18 protein-coding genes are annotated in these 21693 nt (G+C 71.4%); 8 read left to right on the forward strand and 10 right to left on the reverse strand.

Annotation, left to right across the window (positions count from 1 at the left end):
* Positions 1 to 24: 24 nt before the first annotated feature.
* From ACIRL2_RS26135 to ACIRL2_RS26150, 4 genes are read right to left on the reverse strand one after another with little or no spacing between them, the layout of a single operon-like run.
* Positions 25 to 711: a response regulator gene (locus ACIRL2_RS26135; protein WP_402234858.1), complete on the reverse strand. Its 687-nt coding sequence runs from the start codon at positions 709 to 711 to the stop codon at positions 25 to 27.
* On the reverse strand, positions 708 to 1835 hold the full coding sequence (locus ACIRL2_RS26140; protein ID WP_395867849.1) for a sensor histidine kinase: 1128 nt from the start codon (positions 1833 to 1835) through the stop codon (positions 708 to 710). Before ACIRL2_RS26140 ends, ACIRL2_RS26135 begins: the two co-directional genes overlap by 4 nt.
* The gene (locus ACIRL2_RS26145; RefSeq protein ID WP_395867851.1) at positions 1832 to 2551 is read right to left on the reverse strand and encodes an ABC transporter permease; all 720 of its coding nucleotides are present in this window, start codon (positions 2549 to 2551) and stop codon (positions 1832 to 1834) included. Before ACIRL2_RS26145 ends, ACIRL2_RS26140 begins: the two co-directional genes overlap by 4 nt.
* Positions 2548 to 3465 (reverse strand): ABC transporter ATP-binding protein, encoded by a 918-nt coding sequence (locus ACIRL2_RS26150; RefSeq protein ID WP_402234862.1) that lies wholly within the window; start codon positions 3463 to 3465, stop codon positions 2548 to 2550. Before ACIRL2_RS26150 ends, ACIRL2_RS26145 begins: the two co-directional genes overlap by 4 nt.
* Positions 3466 to 3583: 118 nt before the next feature.
* Between ACIRL2_RS26150 and ACIRL2_RS26155 the strand changes: the two genes are divergently transcribed.
* Positions 3584 to 3706, forward strand: a complete 123-nt coding sequence (locus ACIRL2_RS26155; RefSeq protein WP_395867854.1) for a hypothetical protein — start codon at positions 3584 to 3586, stop codon at positions 3704 to 3706.
* Positions 3707 to 3952: 246 nt separating this feature from the next.
* Here the strand turns inward: ACIRL2_RS26155 and ACIRL2_RS26160 are convergent, their stop codons facing one another.
* From ACIRL2_RS26160 to ACIRL2_RS26180, 5 genes are all read right to left on the reverse strand, one after another.
* Positions 3953 to 5716 (reverse strand): GAF domain-containing protein, encoded by a 1764-nt coding sequence (locus tag ACIRL2_RS26160; protein ID WP_402234865.1) that lies wholly within the window; start codon positions 5714 to 5716, stop codon positions 3953 to 3955.
* 132 nt (positions 5717 to 5848) lie between these two features.
* The gene (locus ACIRL2_RS26165; RefSeq protein ID WP_395867858.1) at positions 5849 to 6058 is read right to left on the reverse strand and encodes a hypothetical protein; all 210 of its coding nucleotides are present in this window, start codon (positions 6056 to 6058) and stop codon (positions 5849 to 5851) included.
* 80 nt (positions 6059 to 6138) lie between these two features.
* Positions 6139 to 6762, reverse strand: coding sequence for a hypothetical protein (locus ACIRL2_RS26170; RefSeq protein WP_395867860.1), 624 nt, complete (start codon positions 6760 to 6762; stop codon positions 6139 to 6141).
* 167 nt (positions 6763 to 6929) lie between these two features.
* Complete coding sequence (locus ACIRL2_RS26175) at positions 6930 to 7871, reverse strand: metallophosphoesterase family protein (RefSeq protein ID WP_395867863.1); 942 nt, start codon at positions 7869 to 7871, stop codon at positions 6930 to 6932.
* A gap of 242 nt (positions 7872 to 8113) precedes the next feature.
* Positions 8114 to 9133 carry a LacI family DNA-binding transcriptional regulator gene (locus ACIRL2_RS26180; protein ID WP_395867865.1) on the reverse strand — a complete coding sequence of 340 codons (1020 nt, stop codon included), beginning with the start codon at positions 9131 to 9133 and terminating at the stop codon, positions 8114 to 8116.
* A 247-nt stretch (positions 9134 to 9380) separates the two neighbouring features.
* Here ACIRL2_RS26180 and hisC point away from each other — a divergent pair, with 247 nt between their 5' ends.
* The 5 genes from hisC (at position 9381) to ACIRL2_RS26205 (ending at position 18439) form a co-directional block, all read left to right on the forward strand.
* Positions 9381 to 10445 carry a histidinol-phosphate transaminase gene (gene hisC, locus ACIRL2_RS26185; RefSeq protein WP_402234928.1) on the forward strand — a complete coding sequence of 355 codons (1065 nt, stop codon included), beginning with the start codon at positions 9381 to 9383 and terminating at the stop codon, positions 10443 to 10445.
* A 307-nt stretch (positions 10446 to 10752) separates the two neighbouring features.
* Positions 10753 to 12189: a cytochrome ubiquinol oxidase subunit I gene (locus ACIRL2_RS26190; protein ID WP_395867867.1), complete on the forward strand. Its 1437-nt coding sequence runs from the start codon at positions 10753 to 10755 to the stop codon at positions 12187 to 12189.
* A gap of 12 nt (positions 12190 to 12201) precedes the next feature.
* Positions 12202 to 13239, forward strand: coding sequence for a cytochrome d ubiquinol oxidase subunit II (cydB, locus tag ACIRL2_RS26195; protein ID WP_402234869.1), 1038 nt, complete (start codon positions 12202 to 12204; stop codon positions 13237 to 13239).
* Positions 13240 to 13295: 56 nt separating this feature from the next.
* Positions 13296 to 16874: a thiol reductant ABC exporter subunit CydD gene (gene cydD / locus ACIRL2_RS26200; RefSeq protein ID WP_402234872.1), complete on the forward strand. Its 3579-nt coding sequence runs from the start codon at positions 13296 to 13298 to the stop codon at positions 16872 to 16874.
* A gap of 185 nt (positions 16875 to 17059) precedes the next feature.
* Positions 17060 to 18439 carry a flotillin family protein gene (locus tag ACIRL2_RS26205; protein ID WP_395867975.1) on the forward strand — a complete coding sequence of 460 codons (1380 nt, stop codon included), beginning with the start codon at positions 17060 to 17062 and terminating at the stop codon, positions 18437 to 18439.
* 73 nt (positions 18440 to 18512) lie between these two features.
* On the opposite strand, the gene ACIRL2_RS26210 is transcribed toward ACIRL2_RS26205, so the two are convergent.
* On the reverse strand, positions 18513 to 19169 hold the full coding sequence (locus ACIRL2_RS26210) for a response regulator (protein ID WP_395867873.1): 657 nt from the start codon (positions 19167 to 19169) through the stop codon (positions 18513 to 18515).
* A 364-nt stretch (positions 19170 to 19533) separates the two neighbouring features.
* Between ACIRL2_RS26210 and pdhA the strand changes: the two genes are divergently transcribed.
* Together pdhA and ACIRL2_RS26220 are read left to right on the forward strand one after the other, a co-directional pair.
* Positions 19534 to 20661: a pyruvate dehydrogenase (acetyl-transferring) E1 component subunit alpha gene (gene pdhA, locus ACIRL2_RS26215; protein WP_395867874.1), complete on the forward strand. Its 1128-nt coding sequence runs from the start codon at positions 19534 to 19536 to the stop codon at positions 20659 to 20661.
* Positions 20662 to 20696: 35 nt separating this feature from the next.
* On the forward strand, positions 20697 to 21662 hold the full coding sequence (locus tag ACIRL2_RS26220; protein ID WP_402234931.1) for an alpha-ketoacid dehydrogenase subunit beta: 966 nt from the start codon (positions 20697 to 20699) through the stop codon (positions 21660 to 21662).
* The last annotated feature ends 31 nt before the right edge of the window (positions 21663 to 21693 follow it).

Raw genomic sequence — 21693 nt, forward strand, 5'->3', positions numbered from 1 at the left:
AGCGGGCCGGCTTCCGGGGCGTCGTCAGGCCGGTCCGGGCCGGTCGCTCTCGCCGGCGACGATGACGCCGTGCTCGTAGGCGAAGACGACCGCCTGCGCGCGATCCCGCAGGCCCAGTTTGGCGAACATGCTGCCCACATGGCTCTTCACGGTCGCCTCGGTGACCACCAGACGGGCGGCGATCTCGCTGTTGGACAGGCCGCGGGCGACCAGGAACAGGGCTTCTCGTTCGCGCGGGGTCAGGCCCGCCAGGAGCGCGGGCGAGGAGCGGAGCGGTTCGGTGCGGGTGGCGAAGTTCTCGATCAGGCGGCGGGTGATCGAGGGCGAGAGCAACGCCTCCCCGTCGTGGACGACGCGGATGGCCTCCACGAGGCGGGCGCGCGAGGCGTCCTTGAGCAGAAACCCCGCGGCGCCGGCGCGCAACGCGCCGAAGACGTACTCGTCCAGGTCGAACGTGGTCAGGATCAGCACGCGCGGCGGTGGCGAGATGCCGGCGGCGTGCAGGCGGGCGGTGGCCTCGACGCCGTCCATCCGCGGCATCCGGATGTCCATGAGCACCACGTCCGGACGCAGGGCGCCCGCCAGTTCGATCGCCTCGTCGCCGTCCTCGGCCTCGCCGACCACGACGAGGTCGTCCTGCGTCTGCAGGAACAGGCGAAGGCCGGTCCTGATCAGCTCCTGGTCGTCGACGATGAGCAGGCGGATGCTCATGCGGGATCCCCCAGCGGCAGTCGGGCCGCCACCTCGAACCCGCCGTCCGCGCCGGGCCGGGCCTCCAGTTCGCCGCCGAGGACACCGATCCGCTCGCGCATGCCGACGATGCCGTGGCCGCCGGACGAGGGTGCGGACACCCGCTCGCCGTCGTTGACGACCGCGACCCGCAGATGGGTGCGGTCGAAGTCGAGCGTTACCGCGACGTGCGTGGGGCGGGCGTGTTTGAGCACGTTGGTCAGTGCCTCCTCGACGATGCGGTAGACCGACAGCTCGACGCCGCCGGCCAGCGGTCGGGACGTGCCGGTGACCTCCAGGCGCGCGGGCAGCCCGGCCTCGCCGTACGAGGCGACGAGCGCGGGCAGTTGGGCCAGCGAGGGCTGCGGACGCATCCGCACACCCTGGTCCGGCTCGCGCAGCAGGAGCAACATCCGGCGCAACTCGACCAGGCTCTGCTCGGCGTTGCTCTCGACCCGCCCCAGGGTGTCGTCGGCCACGTCCGGCGCGGTGCGCAGTACGTCGCGCGCACCGCGTACGCCCACCAGGGTCACGGTGACCGAATGGGCGATGATGTCGTGCAGTTCGCGGGCTATCGCCGCGCGCTCGCGCTGCGCCACGATCACCGAGAGCTGCTCGCGCTCGCGCTCCAGGTGGGTCGTGCGCTCCTCCAGGGCCTCGGTGTAGCGCCGTCGGGTCTGCGCGTAGGTGCCCAGGCCCCACGCGACGACGGAGACGGGGATCGAGGCGATGCTCGCCAGCATCAGGACCAGCGCCGTCGGCGCGAGGGCGGCCACCGAAACACGCCGATTCCGCAGTTCGGCGACGGTGTAGAGGGCCACCAACACCGGCGCCCCGCCGGGGTAGGCGCCGGTCGCCGCGAGCAGCGCCTCGATCGAGCAGACGAGCACCAGCACGGTGAGGGTCGCGCGCCGTCGGGCGAGCAGGAGCGCACCGGTGAGGAAGACGAGTGCGAGGGGCAGCGTCGGGACGGGTGTCGAGTCCTCGAAGGTCAGTCCGACCTCGACGCTCGTGGTCACCACCGCGACGACGGCGTCGAACACGGCCGAGCGGCGCGCTCGGATCCACCGGCGCGCCGCTCGCACGTACCGGAGAACCGGGTTCATGCCAGGTCACGCCGACGCTCGCCGGCGACGGCCGCGATCACCAGCGCGACCGCCCAGGCGCCGAGGACCACCGCGGCGGCACCGGCCGACAGCGTCGTGTGGTGGGTCGACCGCGCCAGCACACCGGCGGCCCCGAACGGCGTGTAGTTGGCGGCGGATTCGGCGACATCGGCGACCAGCGGAAGCACCGCGAAGTTCACCAGCAACACCACGACCACCCCCACGACCGGGCTGCGCACCATCGCCCCGATGGCGGCACCCATGATCGCAGACAGCACGAACGCGGCCAGGTTGCCCGCCGCGACCGAGGCGACCTCCCCCGGGGCGAGGTCGGCTCCCGGATGGTCGGCGAGCAGCGGCAGGGCGAGCCCGACGGACACGGCGACCAGCAGTGCCCCGATCGACAGACCCGTCACCGCGTAGGCGCCGATCCGGGCGAGCAGGACCAGGCCGCGGTCGCGCCGGGCCACCAGCGCCGCGGGTGCGGCGGTGCGGTGGCGGTACTCGCCGGCCGCGCCGACGAGTCCCCACAACATCAACAGGACCGGCAGCCCGGCCAGCGCCTCCTCCTTCTCGGCCACCTCGTCCAGCCGGCCCGACGCCACCGCGACGATCACGACGTTGAGCACGGTGAACGCGACGCCGCCGGCCACGAAGCCGTGGATCGAGCGGGTGGTGAGGGTCTTGAGCAACTCGCCTCGCAACAGCCGGCTCATGCGCTTCGGCCCTTCGTCGGAGCTTGCGTCCCGCCTTCGGTCAGATCGAAGAACACGTCCAGGGAGGCGGTCCGTGCGGTGATCTCCTCCAAGGGGATGTGTTCGCGCAGGGCCAGCCCGGCGACCTCCGCGGCGGTGAGCCCTTCGATCCACAACCCGCCGGTGTCCGCGGGCCGGATTCGTCCGCCGGCGCCTTCGACGAGTGCCGAGAGCCGCTCGGGCTCGGGGGTGCGTACCGAGAGGGCGCCCTGGTCGAGATCGCCGATCGTGCCGGTGTGGATCAGCCGACCCTTGTCGATGACGACGACGTCGTCGACCGTCTGCGCGGCCTCGCCGAGCATGTGGCTGGAGAGCAGGGTGGTGCGACCGCGAGCGGCCCGGTCGCGGAGCAGGGTGCGCAGCCGGCGGATCGCCTGGGGGTCCAGGCCGTTGACCGGCTCGTCCAGGACGAGCACCTCGGGATCACCGAGCAACGCGCCGGCCAGGCCGAGGCGTTGGCGCATGCCCAGCGAGTACTTGCCGACCCGCCGCCCGGCGGCCTGCTCCAGCCCGACGGTTTCCAGCACCTCGTCGACCCGGCCGGCCGGCAGCCCGGCAAGCAGCGCCAGGGCTCGCAGGTGGGCCCGGCCGGTCCGGCCGGGATGGGCTCCGCACGGCTCGATGTGCACACCCAGCGCCCGGGCGTCGGCGGGCACCGGGCCGCCTTGAAAGGACACGTGACCGGCGGTGGGCCTGGCCAGCCCGACGATCGTCTTCAACACGGTCGTCTTGCCTGCCCCGTTGGGACCGAAGAACCCGGTCACCGCGCCCTCCCGCACGGTGAAGGAGAGCCGGTCGACCACTGTCGTCCGCCCGTAACGCTTGGTCAGTTCGTGGACCGCGATCGCCGCGGTCGGTGATGGCACCGAAGTCATACCGAGAGCATCGACGCCACCGATCTCCCGGTCCTCAGCCAAAAGATCAAACCCGACCTGCCACCGAAGGAGGAGCCGGCCGGCCGGAGGCGCCGTTCGGGCGCTGTCCGCGGATCTGATGGTCTGTGCGATCGCGGCCCATCACGGGCTGGTCGTGCTGCACGACGACAACGACTTCGTTGCCGCGGCCGGCGTCCTGCCCGACGTTGTGCAACGCAACATCCGCGACATCCCGGCGTAGCCGGCCGTGGGCGTCCGGGGTCATGGGCGGGGGCGGGTCCCGGGTGATGGGGTGCGGGTGGCTCGGGGTGGGGGTGTGGGGCCCGGGAGGTGGGGCGGGCGGAGGTCGAGGTGCCCAGGGCGAGGGTGGTCATCAGGGTGGCGCTTGCCCAGTGGGACGGGTTGGTGAGGGAGCGGTTCAGGCGCATGACGGAATCCCTTGTGTGGGCGAGGCGGGGGTGTCCAAGCATCGGTCGGGGTCTCCCGGCTAGGACCCGCGCTGGAGCGGCACCGACCAGGTCACCGTGGTTCCGCGGCCCTCCGGCCCCGGTCCGAACGCCGCCTGACCGCCCAACTCCTCCGCGCGGGCGGCCAGGTTGACCAGCCCGCTGCGCCGACCGCCGGGAGCGATGCCCACACCGTCGTCGGTGACCGTCAGCTCGACCGTGCCGCCGGTCACCGCGAGGCTCACCTCGACCCGGGACGCGTGCGCGTGGCGGGAGGCGTTGGACAGGGCCTCGCGCAGTGCGGCGAGGAGTTGCTCGGCGACCTCGTCCGGGACGGTCGAGTCGACCGGGCCCGTGAAGGTGACCGTCGGCTCGAAGCCGAGCGTGGCGGCCGACGTGCTCGCCTCGCGCAACACCCGGCCGCGGACCCCGGTCGTCCCCTCACGCGGCGGGTTCTGCAACGCGAAGATGGTGCTGCGCACCTCGCGGATCGTCGCGTCGAGTTCGTCCACCGCCTGGTTGATCCGGGCGGTCACCGCCGGCACCCGCGCCAGTCTGGCCGCGCCCTGGAGCATCATCCCGGTCGCGAACAGCCGCTGGATGACCAGGTCGTGCAGGTCCCGGGCGATCCGATCGCGGTCCTCGAACACCGCCAGCCGCTCCCGGTCGCGCTGCGCGCTCGCCAGCATCAGCGCGATCGCCGCCTGGCCGCCGAACGCCTGGGCCATCGAGCGCTCGGTCCGGTTGAACGGCACCGCGCCGATCCGCTTGTCCAACTCCAGCGCGCCGAGGATGCGTTCGTTGGCGATCAGCGGTACGAACAGGCCCGGCCCGAAGCAGCGGGACTGGTCCAGCATCACGTTCGGGTCGGTGCTCATGTCCGCGATGAAGATGCTGCGCCCGGTGTTGATCGCCTCCGCGACCGGGCTGCCCTGCGCGACCACCGTGCCGCCCAGGCCCGCGAGGTCCTCGCCGGAGGTGACCTCGACCAGGTACGAGCCGTCCGGCTGCGGCAGGTACATCGCGGCGAAGTCCGCCTCGGCCAGGCTGCGCGCGCGTTCGGCCACCACCGCGAGCGCCTCGTCCGGGTCCTGCGTGGTCAGCAGCGCCGTGGTGACGTCCGCCGAGCCCATGATCCACTTCTCCCGGCGGGCCGCGCTCTCGAACAGGCGCGCGTTCTCGATGGCCACCCCGGCCGCCGCCGCGAGGGCCCGGACGACCTGCTGGTCCTCGGCGCTGAAGCCCGGTCGGCCGCGCTTCTCGGTGAGGTACAGATTGCCGAACACCTCGTCGCGCACCCGGATCGGCACACCCAGGAACGAGTGCATCGCGGGGTGGTTCGGCGGAAAGCCGTAGGACGCCGCGTGTCGGGCCAGATCGTCCAGGCGCAGCGGCTCCGGGTGCTCGATCAGCAGGCCCAGGATGCCTCGCCCGTGCGGGAGTTCGCCGATCCGCTCGCGATCCGCGTCGGCGATGCCGACGGTGATGAAGTCGGACAGGTTGTTCTCCGTGCCGATCACGCCGAGCGCGGCGTAGCGCGCGTCCACCAGATCGGCGGCGGCCTCGACGATCCGGCGCAGCGTGGTGTGCAGGTCCAGGTCGGCGCCGACCGCGATCACGGCTTCGAGCAGCCCTTGGAGCCGCTCCCCGGCCGCCGCCGCCGAGCCGAGCCGCTCCACCACCTCGGCCACCAGGTCGTCCAGACCGAGCGAGGCCGGCGCGGCCGGTCCGGGCGTGGGATCGGAGCGACCCGCCCCGCCGGGCTCGTCGGCGCTGTCGGCACTGCTGCCGGTGGCGTTCACCATGAACGCAGCCTACGTGGGCAAATCCGGATGAAACCACCAAATCACCCCGGACACGCGTACGGATCCCCTCGCACGGTGCACGCCTACCGGTCCGCACACGCGGATGCACGCGCCAATGCCCGCCGCCCCGGCTCAGCCGAAAGCCCCCGCCACGTACACCGTGCGGGGCGGCAGGTATTCCACGATCACCACCAACGAACCCACCGGGTGCTCCTCGCCCGGCAGCGCCGGGTACGCGAGGAACGCCTCCACGCCGCCGCGCACCTCGATCATGACCTCGCCCACCAATCCGGGACCGATTCCCCCGGTGACCTTCCCGCGTTTGCCGACCATGTCGACCATTGTGTGGCCCGGCCCGCCCCGGACGGCGTGATCCGGCTCTCCCGCCCCGGGCGGGTGGGAGAGCCGGCGCCGACGGTCGGTCAGCCGAGGAGGGTGGTGCCCTCGTCGGAGACCTCGCGCAGACGCGAGCGCATGAACGGCAGGATGCCCCGGTGCAGGATCGCCCGGCGCCATTCCTCGCGGGCCAGGTACACCTCGACCTCGCCGGTCGGCCGGGCCCGATTGCGCGCGGCCACCGCCAGCATCGCGAGTCCCCCGATCGCCGCCGCCCCGAGCGAGATGCCCACGGCCGCGATCGAGGCGAGTTGCATCGTGTGCTGCATGGACGAGTCGTCCATCGTGAGCGGCAACAGCACGTAGCCCACGATCAGGAAGACGACCGCCGAGATGCCGGCCACGATCACCGCCATGGCGGTGGCGAGCGCGAACCAGCCGAAGCTCTCGCCGGCCTCGATCATCGAGGCGCCGAAGTCCTGTCGGATCCCGGACTCGAAACGCTGCTCTGTACGTTCGTAGCGGTCGTACTCGTCGCGTGCCGCGTCCGCGATCGACGGGGTCGCGTCCAACGTGGCCGTCCGCAACTGCTCGACGTTCAGGTTGGGTACCGCCGCAAGACCGGAGAGGGTCTCCTCCAGGTGCAGCGCGTCATCGACGAACTGCTCGTACTGACGGCGGTGCTCGTCACTTCCAAACCAGTGTTGCATCGGATCCCCCGAATGAGGCCGCGCGGGCGTGTCCCGCGTCCGCCGGGCCCGTCAGGGGACCCGTGCAAGCTGTCGGTGGATCAACGACCCGCAAAAGCACCTGACGGTGTCGAGGCGGATACTTATTGATGATAGGGTGCATCCCCCGCTTTTGGGCAGGGAGTTCCCTACGACCGCGGCTCGTCTCCGGTGTTGCCGCCGAGGGCGCCCAGGTCGTATTCGCGACCCTGCGTCTCCTCCAACGAACCGGCCGCCGCGCTCGGCGGCGTGGCGGTCAGCGGCAGGCGCGCGACCAGACACGGGCCGCCCAGGTAGATCCCGCCGTCCAGGTTGACCACCTGTCCGTCCGCGTACACGCGCGGCTCGACGATCGTCGTGGGGTCCTCGCCGGTCTGGTACGGGATCGGGGTGTGGCCGTGCACGATGCGCCGGCCGCCCAGCTCGCTCAACAGGTCGGCCGCCGCGTACGGGCCGACCTCGCCCATGAAGGCGCCGCGACGGGTCAGGTTACGGAACAGGTCCCACCACGAGAGCGGATCCGGCTCGCGCAGTATGTCCGCGACCGCGCCGTCCACCTCCTCGATGGTGTCGCCGTATTCGAGGTAGGCGTTGCTGTCCGAGTGGATCAGCAGGTGCCCGTCGACCACCGCGGCGACCGGCTGCGCGGCCAGCCAGCCGGCCTGTTCGTCGGTGAAGCGGTCCAGGTCGGACTGCATGCCGCCGTTGCGCAGCCAGATCTCGCGGAACGTGGTCGAGCCGCCCGCCACCGGCACCGGGTGGTCGCCGAAGCGGAACACCCCCAGCAGCAGGATCTCGTGGTTGCCCAGCAACATCCGGGTGCTGCCGCCGACCTCGGCGGACTCGCGGGCCAGCGCCATCGCCAGTTCGACCACGCCGATGCCGTCCGGGCCGCGGTCGGTGAAGTCGCCGAGGAACCACAGCCGGGCCCGGCCGCCGCACCAGTGCGCGTCCGCGTCGATCAGGTCCCGGGCGCGCAGGGCGGCCTTGAGCTCCTCCAGATGACCGTGGACGTCACCGACCACGTACAGCGGGGCGTCCAGCTCCGCTGCGGCGCCCATCGGGGCCGGTGTAGCCGAGACGTTGCTCACCAGAAGGGTCCTTTCTTCAGATCCGCACCACCGTACGGCGGCGATGCCGACACCCGTCGTGAACCAAGACGCACGCGGGCCGGGTTCGGCTGCGGCTCACCCGGTCCGATTCGGATGATTCCTGGACCGTATCTCTCGTGCGGGCACGGCGGAACGGACCACGCTCAATTGTGCGCGCAGCGGTGCCCGTCCCACCGGGCGGCCCCGACCCGAGCCGACCGGGCCGCGCGGGTGCCCGGCGGTCAGCGGCGAGTGGACGAGTCGCGCACCGAAAGCCGGGTGGGCACGGTGCGCTGGGCGGGCAGCAGCGGCCCGGCCCCGGCATCGTCGATCACGCTCACCAGCAGTTCCACCGCCCACGCGCCGGCCAGCGCCGGTTGCAGGCTCAGCGAGGTCACCGACGGATCGGCCCCCTCGCCGCAGCAGGCCAGGAGCAGGTCGTCGGGCACCCGCAGTTCGCGTGCCCGGGCGGCGGTGAGCAATTCGGCCGCGCACCCCTCGTGCAGCCCGAAGACCGCGTCCGGGGCCAGGTCGAGCAGCCGGGTCGCGGCGGCCCGACCGGCGCCGGGCGTACGCGCCTCGTACTCCTCGGTGATCGGCGACACACCCCGATCCGCGCACCACGCGCGGTAGCCCGCGACGCCCTTGGCCGCACCCGGGCCGTCCGAGGCGGCCAGCAGCCCGATCCGGGCGGCGCCCGCGTCGGCGAGGTGGTCGAGCACCGAACACACCGCGGCCACGTGGTCGTTGTCCACCCAGCCGTACACCGGGGTGGAGCCCGGATGACCGCCGCTGACCACGGGCACCCCCCGGCGCAGCAGCTCGTGCACGAGCGGATCGTCGTCCGCGGGATCGACCACGATCGTGCCGTCCAGCGCGACGTTGCCCCACACGTCGTGCGGCGAGGACGCGGGCAGCACGACCAGCGCGTAGCCCAGGTCCAGGGCGGTCGCGGTGGCCGAGCGGACCAGTTCGGCGAACCACGCGAACTCGGTGAGCGCGAACGGCTCGGTGGAGCGCATGGTCGTGGTCAGCCCGAGCAGCCCCGAGCGACCGGTGCGCAGCGTGCGCGCCGCGGCCGAGGGCCGGTAGCCCAGCCGATCCGCGACCTCGCGCACGTGCAGTCGGGTCGTGTCGGGCAGTCGGCCCTTGCCGTTGAGCGCGTCGGAGACGGTCGTGATCGACACCCCGGCGGCCGCCGCGACGTCCCGGATGCCCACCCGGATCCGCCGCCCCACACGCGGTACATCTGGCGCTGTCATCGTCCCGACACTAGGCCGAATGCGCCGCCCTGGCCGGGTTCATGTCATTGCTTTACGAAGAAACGTATCGCCCCATACCTACCGCTGAACCTTCGGCGACCGACTCGTGCGGCCCGACAATGCCCTCCCCGGCCGGCGGACCATAGAGTTGACACGACCGGGACGTGCGCCCAGGCACCCCGACCAGTATGCGAGGAGGACGGGCGTGACCCAGCACAACGCCCCAGGTAAGGACGACGGCGCCGCTGTGAGGTTCCGGGCGGCCCTGGCGGGGGTGCCCGTCTACAAGGCGGGCAGGGCGCCGGTGGTGGAGGAGGGCCTGCCGTCGTACAAGCTCGCCTCCAACGAGAACCCGTACCCGCCGCTGCCCAGCGTGCACAAGGTGGTGGCCGACGCCGTCGGCGAGATAAATCGCTACCCGGACCCGAGCAACGCGGAGTTGGCCGAGGCGCTGGCCGAGCGATTCGGGGTGCCCGCGTCGCACATCGTGGCCGGTACCGGATCGGTGACGGTGGCGCAGCAGTTGGTGAACGCGACGGCCGGCGAGGGCGACGAGGTCGTCTTCGCGTGGCGTTCCTTCGAGGCGTACCCGCTGCTGGTGCTGCTGGCGGGCGCGACGCCGGTGCCGGTGCCGCTGCTCGCCGACGAGAGCCACGACCTGGACGCGATGGCCGCCGCCGTCACCGAGCGGACCCGGCTGATCTTCGTGTGCAACCCGAACAACCCGACCGGCGTGGTGATCCACCGCGCCGAGCTCGAGCGCTTCCTGGACCGGGTGCCGCGTGACGTGCTGGTCGTGCTCGACGAGGCGTACCGCGAGTTCATCCGGGACGAGCAGGTCCCGGACGGGGTGGACGTCTACCGGGACCGGCCCAACGTGGTGGTGCTGCGCACGTTCTCGAAGGCGTACGGTCTGGCCGGCCTGCGGGTGGGCTTCGCCATCGCGCACGAGCCGGTGGCGGCCGAGCTGCGCAAGACCGGGATGCCGTTCTCGGTGAACCGGCTGGCCCAGGTGGCAGCGATCGCCTCGATCGGCGCCGAGGGCGAACTCCTGGAGCGGGTCGACGCGTTGGTCGCCGAGCGGGAGCGGGTGCTGGAGACGCTGATCGGCCAGGGTTGGACCGTCTTCGACTCCCAGGCCAACTTCGTCTGGCTGCGACTGGGCGAGCGCACCGACGAGTTCGCCGCGCTGTGCGAGGCGGCCGGGGTGACCGTGCGTCCGTTCTCGGGCGAGGGTTGCCGGATCACCATCGGCGAGACCGAGGCGAACACGATCTTCCTGGAGCAGGCCGCGCGGTTCATGTCCGCCTAGCGCGCTGCCGGCGCGGTCGGCGAGCCGTCGTCGTTTGGGTCCGTTCGGACCACTTCGAGCCCTCTCGGGTACCCCCCTCAAGGGGTCCCCGAGGGGGCTCGCTAGTGTTTGTGAACGGATGCACAAGCTCGACTTTGTGAACCCATTCACAAAGTTTTGCCGTGGTGGGTCCGCGCTTCACGCCCGGTTCGTCCGGGTTTGTTCGACCAAGTGTCGGGCGGGATGCGCGGAGGCGCCGTGTGCATCGTGAACCAAACGTGCGCTCGCGTGCGAGACACGACCGGCGATCAGGAGGAATGAGGGGCCCATGGACCTCGCCGTCGAAACACTCGACGTAGCCCGGTGGCAGTTCGGCGTCACGACCGTCTACCACTTCCTCTTCGTCCCGCTCACGATGGGTCTGTCCATCCTTGTCGCGTGTCTGCAGACCGCGTGGGTGCGCACCGGGAAGGAGCACTACCTCCGGGCCACCAAGTTCTGGGGCAAGCTCTTCCTGATCAACTTCGCGCTCGGCCTGGTCACCGGCATCGTGCAGGAGTTCCAGTTCGGGATGAACTGGTCCGACTACTCGCGCTTCGTCGGCGACATCTTCGGCGCCCCGCTCGCGATCGAGGCCCTGGTCGCGTTCTTCCTCGAGTCGACCTTCCTGGGGTTGTGGATCTTCGGCTGGGAACGACTGCCGAGGAAGATCCACCTGGCCACCATCTGGGCCGCCGCGATCGGCACGATCCTGTCGGCCTACTTCATCCTGGCCGCGAACTCGTGGATGCAGCACCCGGTCGGCTACCGGATCAACCCGGAGACCGGCCGCGCCGAGCTGACCGACTTCGTTGCGGTGCTCACCAACAACACCGCGATCGCCGCGTTCCTGCACATCCTCCCGGCCGCGTTCCTGGTCGCCGGCGGCTTCCTGATCGGGATCAGTTGCTGGCACCTGCGCAAGCGCAACGAGGTCGCGGTGTTCCGCCCGTCGCTGCGGCTGGGCCTGTGGGTCTCGGTACTGGCGGGCATCGGCCTCGCGCTCACCGGTGACATGCAGGGCAAGCTGATGTACGAGCAGCAGCCGATGAAGATGGCCTCGGCCGAGGCGCTGTGGGAGACCTCGAAGCCGGCGCCGTTCTCGATCTTCTCCTACGGCGACGTCAACAGGGGCCACAACAAGGTCGCCATCGAGGTCCCCGGCGCGCTGTCCTTCCTGGCCAAGAACGATCTCGACGCCGAGCTGCCCGGGATCAACGACCTCCAGGAGCAGTCGGTGGTCAAGTTCGGCCCCGGCGACTACCGCCCCAACATCTTCGTCACCTACTGGTCGTTCCGGCTGATGATCGGCGTCGGCATGGTCACCGCCGGCATCGGGCTGGTCGGCCTGTGGTTGACCCGGCGGAAGCGCGAGCTGCCGACCAACCCGTGGGTGTACCGGATCGGCCTGTGGACCATCGCGTTCCCGTTCGCGGCCAACTCGTTCGGCTGGATCTTCACCGAGATGGGCCGCCAGCCGTGGCTGGTGTTCGGCGTGCTCAAGACCGAGGCCGGGGTGTCGCCGAGCGTGTCCACCGGTGAGGTGCTGACCTCGCTGATCGTGTTCACGCTGCTGTACGGGGCACTCGCGGTGGTCGAACTGGGCCTGATCCGGCGCTACGTCAAGGCCGGTCCCGAGCCGATCAAGCCGCCCGTGAGCAAGGACTCCGACGATCCGTCGGGCGACGGCGAGGGCGCCGAACGTCCGCTCGCCTTCGCGTACTAAGGGGAGAGTGTCATGGGACTCAACGAATTCTGGTTCCTGCTGATCGCCGTCCTGTGGATCGGCTACTTCTTCCTCGAGGGCTTCGACTTCGGCGTCGGCATCCTGACCAAGGTGCTGGCTCGCAACGAGACCGAGCGCCGGGTGCTGATCAACACCATCGGCCCGGTGTGGGACGGCAACGAGGTCTGGCTGATCACCGCGGGCGGGGCCACCTTCGCGGCCTTCCCCGAGTGGTACGCCACCTTGTTCAGCGGCTTCTACCTGCCGCTGCTGCTGATCCTGGTCGCGCTGATCCTGCGCGGGGTCGCGTTCGAGTACCGGGCCAAGCGCGACGAGGACCGCTGGAAGCGCGGCTGGGAACAGGCGATCTTCTGGGGCTCGCTGGTGCCCGCGTTCCTGTGGGGCGTGGCCTTCGCGAACATCACCCGCGGGGTGAAGATCGACGCGGAGAAGGAGTACGTCGGCAACCTGCTCGACCTGCTCAACCCGTACGCGCTGCTGGGCGGCGTGGTCACCACGGTGCTGTTCACCTTCCACGGCGCGGTGTTCGTCGCGCTCAAGACCGACGGCGACATCCGGGCCCGGGCCAACGCGCTGGCCGGCAAGGTCGGCTTGGCCACCGCCGTGCTCGCGGCGGCGTTCCTGATCTGGACCCAGGCCCAGCACGGCAACGGCCGCACCCTGGCCGCGCTGATCGTCGCGGTGCTCGCCCTGGTCGCCGCGCTGGCGATGAACCGGATCGGCCGTGAGGGCTGGGCCTTCGCGCTGTCGGGCGTGACAGTGATCGCCGCGGTGGCGATGCTGTTCCTGTCGCTGTTCCCGAACGTGATGCCCTCCAGCCTGGACTCGGCGTGGAACCTGACCATCCACAACGCGTCCTCGACGCCGTACACGCTCAAGATCATGACCTGGGTCGCCGCCTTCATGACCCCGATCGTGCTGTGCTACCAGGCCTGGACGTACTGGGTGTTCCGCAAGCGGATCAGCACGAAGAGCATCCCGACCAAGCCGGCCTTCGGTGCCGCGGCGGCCGACCTGGTCGGCAAATAGCCGACCACGGCACCGTGTAGGACCGCGCCGAAGACGCACCGACGAAAGAGCGGCTCGTGAAGCCTGTAGATCCGCGCCTGCTGACCCACGCCCGTGCCACCCGGGGCTTTCTGGCCCTGACCGTGGTGCTGGGCACGGCGGGCGCGGGTCTCGTGCTCGTCCAGGCGGGCCTGCTCGCCCGAGTGATCGTGGCGGCCTTCGAGGAAGGGGCCGCGGTCGCCGACCTGTGGCCGGAGCTGGGCCTGCTCGCCGCGGTGGTCGCGGCCCGCTCGGCGATCTCCTGGCTCACCGAGGTGATCGCGCACCGCACCTCGGCGGCGGTGAAGTCGCAACTGCGTTCGCGACTGCTCGCGCACGTGGTCCGGCTCGGCCCGGCCTGGCTGGACAACGAGCGCTCGGGCGAGTTGACCACGCTGGCCACCCGGGGGGTGGACGCGCTCGACGGCTACTTCGCGCGCTACCTGCCGCAGCTCGTGCTGTCCGTCACCGTGCCGGTGGCGGTGCTCGCGCGGGTGGTGTTCGGCGACTGGATCTCGGCGGTGACGATCGTGATCACCCTGCCGCTGATCCCGCTGTTCATGGCGCTGATCGGGATGGCCACCCAGAAGTACATGGACCGGCAGTGGAGCGTGCTGAACCGGCTCGCCGGACACTTCCTGGACGTGGTCGCCGGGCTGCCCACGCTCAAGGTGTTCGGCCGGGCCAAGGCCCAGGCCGCGTCGATCCGCACGATCACCGACGACTACCGTCGGGCCACCCTGAAGACGCTGCGGATCGCGTTCCTGTCCTCGTTCGCGCTCGAACTGCTCGCCACCATCTCGGTCGCGCTGGTCGCGGTCGGTGTCGGCCTGCGCCTGGTCGACGGCGATCTGAGCCTGGAGACCGCGCTCGTGGTGCTGATCCTGGCGCCCGAGGCATACCTGCCGCTGCGTCAGGTCGGCGCCGAGTACCACGCCAGCGTCGAGGGAGTGAGCGCCGCCGAGCGGGTGTTCGCGGTCCTGGAGACCACACCGGACGCACCCGCCGGGACCGCGCCGGTGCCCGACCCGCACTCGGCCGAGCTGGTACTGACCGGCCTGAGCGTGCGCCGGCCAGGCCGCCCGGACGCGGCGCCGGCCGACTTGGACCTGACCGTGCGACCGGGCGAGACGATCGCGCTGACCGGGCCGAGCGGGTGCGGCAAGTCCACCGTGCTCGCGGTGCTGCTCGGTTTCGTCCGGCCGACGGCGGGCCGGATCACCGTGGGCGGCGTGGACCTGGCCGAGCTGGACCCGGACGCGTGGCGGGCCCGGATCGCGTGGGTCCCGCAGCGGCCCTACCTGTTCGCGGGCACGATCGGGGCCAACGTCCGCCTGGCCCGACCGGACGCGGGCGACGCCGAGGTACACGACGCGCTGGTCGCGGCCGGGGCGGCCGAATTCGTGGCGGCCTCGGGCGGCCTGGACGCGCCGCTCGGCGAGGACGGCGCGGGCCTGTCCGCCGGGCAGCGGCAGCGCCTCGCGCTGGCCCGGGCGTTCCTGGCCGACCGGCCGATCCTGCTCCTGGACGAGCCGACCTCGAACCTGGACGGGGCCGGCGAGGCGGACATCGTCGACGCGGTCCGGCGGTTGGCGGTCGGGCGTACGGTCGTGCTGGTCGCGCATCGGCCGGCGCTGCTGCCGTTGGCCGACCGGGTGGTGGCCGTGGGCGCGGGGGCTTGTGCGGGGGCTTCGGAGGGCGCGCATGCGGCGGTCGCGGCCCGGGCGCGGGTCGAGGCCGCGCGGGCGTCGGAGGCGTCCGGGGAGGTGCCGGCGGTCGGGCAGCCCGTCGAGCCATCCCCGAAGGAGCCCTTCCGGACGCCCTTCGAGCAGCCTTCGGCGGACCGGTCGGTCGGCGCCGGGATCGGTCCCGGTCGCCGACTGCTCGCGCTCGCCCGACCGTTGCACGGACGGCTCGCGCTCGCGGTGTTGTGCGGGGTGCTCGCGCTGGGCAGTTCGGTCGGGCTGATGGCCACCTCGGCGTGGTTGATCTCGCGTGCCTCGGAGCATCCGCCGGTACTGACCCTGATGGTCGCGGTCACCGGCGTGCGCGCGTTCGGCGTCTCGCGCGCGGTGTTCCGCTACGCCGAGCGGCTGATCGGCCACGACGCGGCGTTTCGGGTCCTGGCCCGGCTGCGGGTGCGGGTCTACGAGCGGCTCGAGCGGCTGGCGCCGGCGGGGTTGCCCGCGTTCCGGCGCGGCGACCTGCTCTCGCGACTGGTCGCCGACGTGGACGCGGTACAGGACTTCTTCCTGCGCGCGCTGTTGCCCGCGTGTGTGGCGGCCGTGGTCGGCGCGGGCGCGGTGCTCACCGTCGCGCTGGTGCTGCCCGAGGCCGGCGGCGTCCTGCTGCTCGGCCTGCTCGCCGCCGGGATCCTGGTGCCGTGGCTGGCCGGCCGGGTCGCCCGGCGGGCCGAACGCCGGGTCGCCGCGGTCCGCGGCGAACTCGCCGGCGCCGTGGTCGACCTGCTGCGCGGCACCCCCGAACTGATCGCGGCGGGCCGCGCGCCCGCCCGGCTGGCCGAGGTGGACGCGGTGGACGCGCGGTTGCGTGCGACCGAGGCGGGACAGGCCCGGGGCGCGGGCGTCGGGGCCGGGCTGGCCGCGCTGGTGTCCGGCGCGACGGTGTGGGCATCCGCGCTGGTGGGCGTCGCGGCGGTGCACGCCGACCGGTTGAGCGGCGTGCTGCTCGCGCTGGTGGTGCTCACCCCGCTCGCCGCGTTCGAGGCCACCGTCGTGCTGCCCGCCGCCGGCCGACACCTGCAGAGCTCGCGCCGGGCCGCGGCGCGGGTGTTCGAGGTGACCGACGCGCCGGAACCGGTGGGCGAGCCGGCCGCTCCGCTGGGGCTGCCCGCCGCGCCGCGCCCGCTGGTGGTGCGCGACCTGCACGCCCGCTGGACGCCGGACGGCCCGCCCGCGCTGGCCGGCGTCGACCTCGAACTCACCCCGGGCAAGCGGCTCGCGGTGGTCGGGGCGAGCGGCTCGGGCAAGACCACGCTGGCCAACGTGCTGCTGCGCTTCCTGGACCCGGCCGCGGGCTCGGTGACCCTGGCCGGCGTGCCGATCACCGATCTGGCCGGGGACGACGTGCGGCGGGTGGTCGGGCTGTGCGCGCAGGACGCGCACGTCTTCGACAGCTCGCTGCGGGAGAACCTGCGACTGGCCCGCCCGGACTGCGACGAGGACGCGATCCGCGCGGCGCTGGCCCGCGCCCGGCTGCTGGACTGGGTCGACACGCTGCCCGAGGGGCTGGACACGATGGTCGGCGAGCACGGCGCGCGACTGTCCGGCGGTCAGCGGCAACGACTCGCGCTGGCCCGCGCGTTGCTCGCCGACTTCGAGATCCTGCTGCTGGACGAGCCGGCCGAACACCTCGACCTGCCCACGGCCGACGCGCTGACCGCCGACCTGCTGGACGCGACCCGTGGCCGCACCACACTGCTGGTGACCCACCGACTCACCGGCCTGGACGCGGTGGACGAGATCCTCGTGCTGGCCGAGGGCCGAGTGCTGCAACGCGGCACGTGGGCGCAGGTGAGCACCGCCCCCGGCCCGTTCCGGGAACTGCTGGAGCGCGAGCACGCGGTGGGCGCGGTCACGGCGACGACCTCGGGCTGAGCGCGACCGGCAGGGACCGGCCCCGACCGGCCGGCGGGGTGCAACTGCCCCTGGGGAGCTCCCTCTTGGCGCGCACTCCGGGGGCGAGGACACTCCGGAACAGGCCAAAGGGGGAATGCTCCGTGCTCTATACCGTGCTCGCCGTGCTCGGTCTGCTCGTGATCCTGATCGTGGTCTTCAAACTCATGTGGCGCGTCGCCGAACCCAACGAGGCGCTCGTCATCTCCGGCTCCCGGCACCACACCGAGGGCCTGGGCGAGGGCATGGGATTTCGCATCGTCACCGGACGCGGCACGCTCGTGCTGCCGTTCGTGCAGGCCGTGCGCAAGCTCTCGCTGGATCTGAACGAGGCGGAGCTCTCGGTCGAATGCGTCACCACCCAGGGCATCCCGCTGCGCGTGCAGAGCGTGGTCATCTTCAAGATCGGCGACGACTACGTTTCGATCGCCAACGCGGCCCGTCGCTTCCTGGACCAGCAGAAGCAGATGGAGTCCCGGGTCCGTAAGGTGCTGGCCGGCCATCTGCGCTCGATCGTCGGCGGGTTGACCGTCGAGGACATGATCCGCGACCGGGAGAAGCTCACCGCGCACGTGCGCGCGGCCTCCGGATCGGACATGGAAAAGCTCGGGCTGATCGTGGACAGCCTGCAGATCCAGGAGATCGACGACCCGACCGGCTACATCAAGAACATGGCCGCGCCGCACACGGCCGCGGTGATCCGGGACGCGCGGATCGCCGAGGCGCTGGCCACCCGCAAGGCCACCGAGGCCGAGCAGGACGCCAAGGCGCGGATGGCCCAGGCCACCCGGGACAGCGAGATCCAGCAGGCCGGATACCAGGCCGAGCGGGACGAGGCCACCGCGCGCTCGCGCCAGGCGGGCCCGCTCGCGGACGCCGCCGCGAAGCAGGAGGTGGTGGTCCAGGAGACCCGGGTCGCCGAGTTGGAGGCCATGCGGCGCGAGCAGCAACTTCAGGCGGACGTACGCAAGCCGGCCGACGCGAAGGCGTACGAGACCCGGACCAGGGCCCAGGCCGAGCGCGACGCGCGGATCTCGGCGGCCGAGGCGAGCGCCAGGGAGACCGAGTTGGCGGCGATCGCCGACGCGGAGGCGACGAAGGTGCGCGGTCTGGCCGCGGCCGAGGCGACTTTGGCGACCGGCAAGGCGCAGGCCGAGGCGGCCAAGGCCAAGGGCCTCGCCGAGGCGGCCGCGATCGCGGCCCGCGCGGCGGCGCTGGCCGAGAACCAGGAGGCCGTCGTCGCCCAACAACTCGCGGAGAACTGGCCGGAGATCGTCCGGGCCGGTGCCGAGGCCTTCGGCAACGTGGACCACATGGTCCTGCTCAACGGCGGCGACGGCATGGGCGACCTGTTCGCCAAGGCCCTGACCATGGGCGGCACCGGTCTGGGCATCGCCCGCCAACTCCTGGCCGCCACCAACCCCGCCCCCGCCAAGCCGGCCCCCACCATCGACGTCAGGGAATCCGTTCGCATCGAGGTGGAGGCGGACCCGGACCCGACCCCCGACCACCCGGACCTCGCCCTCACCAAGACCCCGGACAACTGATCCACCCCATCACCGTCGGAGCCGGGCCCCCTCACGGGTCCGGCTCCGACGTTTCCCGACCGCGTCGAACGGGCTATCGGCCCTGTTCCGCCTTCTGGCGGGCCACGTATGCCGCTGCCTGGGTGCGGCGTTCCATGCCGAGCTTGGCGAGGAGGCTGGAGACGTAGTTCTTGACCGTCTTCTCGGCCAGGTGCATCTCGGTGCCGATCTGGCGGTTGGTCATGCCCTCGCCGATCAGGTCCAGGATGCGGCGCTCCTGGTCGCTCAGGGCCGCCAGGCGCTCGTCGCCTCGGGTGCCGCCGCGCAGGCGTTCCAGGACGCGGGCGGTGGCCGCCGGGTCGAGCAGCGACTTGCCGGCGGCCACGTCGCGGACCGCGCCGACCAGGTCGGAGCCGCGGATGTCCTTCAGCACGTAGCCGGAGGCGCCCGCCATGATCGCGTCGAACAGCGCCTCGTCGTCGGCGAACGAGGTGAGCATCAGGCAGCGCACCTCCGGCAGTTGCGAGCGGATCTCGCGACACACCTCGACCCCGCTCCCGTCCGGGAGACGCACGTCGAGCACCGCCACCTGCGGTCGGGTCGCCGGGATGCGCACCAGCGCCTCGGCGGCCGTGCCGGCCTCGCCGATCACGTCGATGTCGTCCTCGAGTGACAACAACTCGTGTACACCCCGACGCACCACTTCGTGATCATCGAGGAGGAATACCCGGATACTGCCTTGGTCGCTCACTTGTACAGGTTCGCACGCATATCGTCCGGGGTCTCGGTGGCACCGCCGGAAGGGTTGGGAACGGGTCGCCTCCGCGGCCATTTGTCGGGGAGCGACAAACAGTGCCGCCACGTTCGGGTCGGTCGCCACTACGTGCCGGGCGGACTGGTGGGTAACGTTGCGGTGTGCGGTTTCCGAACCGCATGCCTGTGCGCAGGTGCCTCCCGGATTCACCCGGGAATTCCTAGGAAATCCTAGGAAGTACAGCCACCAATCGCCGTGTCTGCACATCAAGGTAGCCGCGCACACCCCGCGCGGAACCGGGCCCGGCGATCCGGACCCGGTCCACGGCGACCCCGCGGACCGGACAGACGGAGGAGAGAACGTGGCAGTGGACAGTACGGACGGGACATTGTTTCCGCCCGAATCCGGAGCCGGTCCAGAACTGATCCAGTTGCTCACCCCCGAGGGTGAGCGGGTCGAGCACCCCGATTACTCGATCGACCTGTCCGATGACGAATACCTGGGTCTGTACCGTGACCTGGTTCTCGTGCGTCGCTTCGACGCCGAGGCCACCGCGCTGCAACGCCAGGGCGAACTGGGCCTGTGGGCCTCCCTGCTCGGCCAGGAGGCCGCGCAGATCGGGTCGGGCCGTGCGCTGAGCCCGGACGACTATGTGTTTCCCACCTACCGTGAGCACGGCGTCGCGTGGTGTCGCGGCGTGGATCCGTTGAATCTGCTCGGGATGTTCCGCGGCGTCAACAACGGTGGTTGGGATCCCCGTGAGAACAATTTCCATCTCTACACGATCGTCATCGGCGCGCAGACCCTGCACGGTGTCGGATACGCGATGGGCATGCAACGCGACGGAGGCGACGGCGCGGTCGTCACCTATTTCGGTGACGGCGCCTCCAGCCAGGGCGATGTCAACGAGGCATTCACGTTCGCCGCGGTGTTCAACGCGCCCGTGGTGTTCTTCTGCCAGAACAATCAGTGGGCCATCTCCGAACCCAACGAGCGGCAGATGAAGGTGCCGCTGTATCGGCGCGCCGCCGGATTCGGCTTTCCCGGAGTTCGGGTCGACGGAAACGACGTGCTCGCGTGTCTCGCGGTGACCAGGGCGGCATTGGCCCGGGCCCGGCGCGGCGAGGGCCCGATGCTGATCGAGGCGTTCACCTACCGAATGGGCGCGCACACCACTTCCGACGACCCCACCCGCTATCGGTTGAACGCCGAACTCGAGGAGTGGAAGCACAAGGATCCGATCGAACGGCTCAAGGCATACCTGCACAAGCAGGGAATCGCCGACGCCGCCTTCTTCGCCGCCCTGGAGGCCGAGAGCGAGGAACTGGGCAAGCGCGTACGCAACGGTGTGCGCACGATGCCGGATCCGGATCCGGTGTCGATGTTCGCGCACGTGTACGCCGATCCGCACACGCTCGTGGACCGGGAACGGGCCGAGTTCGAGGCTTATCACGCGTCCTTCGTCGACGCCGGGGAGGACGGGCACTGATGGCTCCCGCACAGTCGACGGGCACGACCCGTCAGATGTCGATGGTGCAGGCGCTCAACACGGGACTGCGCAGGTCCCTGGAGAGCGACCCCAAGGTTTTGATCATGGGCGAGGACATCGGCAAGCTCGGTGGTGTCTTCCGGGTCACCGACGGTTTGCAGAAGGACTTCGGCGAGGACCGGGTGGTGGACACCCCGCTCGCCGAGTCCGGCATCGTCGGCACCGCGATCGGCCTGGCCCTGGCCGGCTACCGGCCGGTCGTGGAGATCCAGTTCGACGGCTTCGTCTACCCCGCGTACGACCAGATCGTCACCCAACTGGCCAAGATGCACGCGCGTTCGCTCGGCTACGTCCGGCTGCCGATCGTGATCCGCATCCCCTTCGGCGGCGGGATCGGCGCGGTCGAGCACCACAGCGAGTCGCCCGAGGCGTACTTCGCGCACACCGCGGGCCTGCGGGTGGTGTCCTGCTCGAACCCGGTGGACGCCTACTGGATGATCCAGCAGTCGATCGCCTCCGACGACCCGGTGATCTTCCTGGAGCCCAAGCGGCGCTACTGGACCAAGGCCGAGGTGGACACCGCGGCGACGCCGGACCCGCTGTACGGCTCCCGCCTGGTCCGCCCGGGTGACGCGTGCACCGTGGTGGCCTACGGGCCGATGGTGGCGACCTGCCTGGAGGCCGCCGCGGCCGCCGCCGAGGAGGGGCGCGAGCTGGAGGTGATCGACCTGCGCTCGTTGTCCCCGCTGGACTTCGACGCGGTCGCGGAGTCGGTCAAGCGCACCGGTCATCTCGTGGTCGTGCACGAGGCCCCGTCCTTCCTGGGCATCGGCGCGGAGGTCGCCGCGACCATCACCGAGCGCTGCTTCTACCACCTTCAGGCGCCGGTGCTTCGGGTCGGCGGCTATCACACGCCGTATCCGCCGTCCCGGGTCGAGGAGGAGTACCTCCCCGACCTGGACCGTGTGCTCGATGCCGTCGACCGCTCCCTGGCCTGGTGAGGAATCTCGTGTCCGAGGTGAAGAAGTTCCT

The sequence above is a fragment of the Embleya sp. NPDC127516 genome, assembly GCF_044765325.1.
In the GTDB taxonomy this organism is placed as follows: domain Bacteria; phylum Actinomycetota; class Actinomycetes; order Streptomycetales; family Streptomycetaceae; genus Embleya.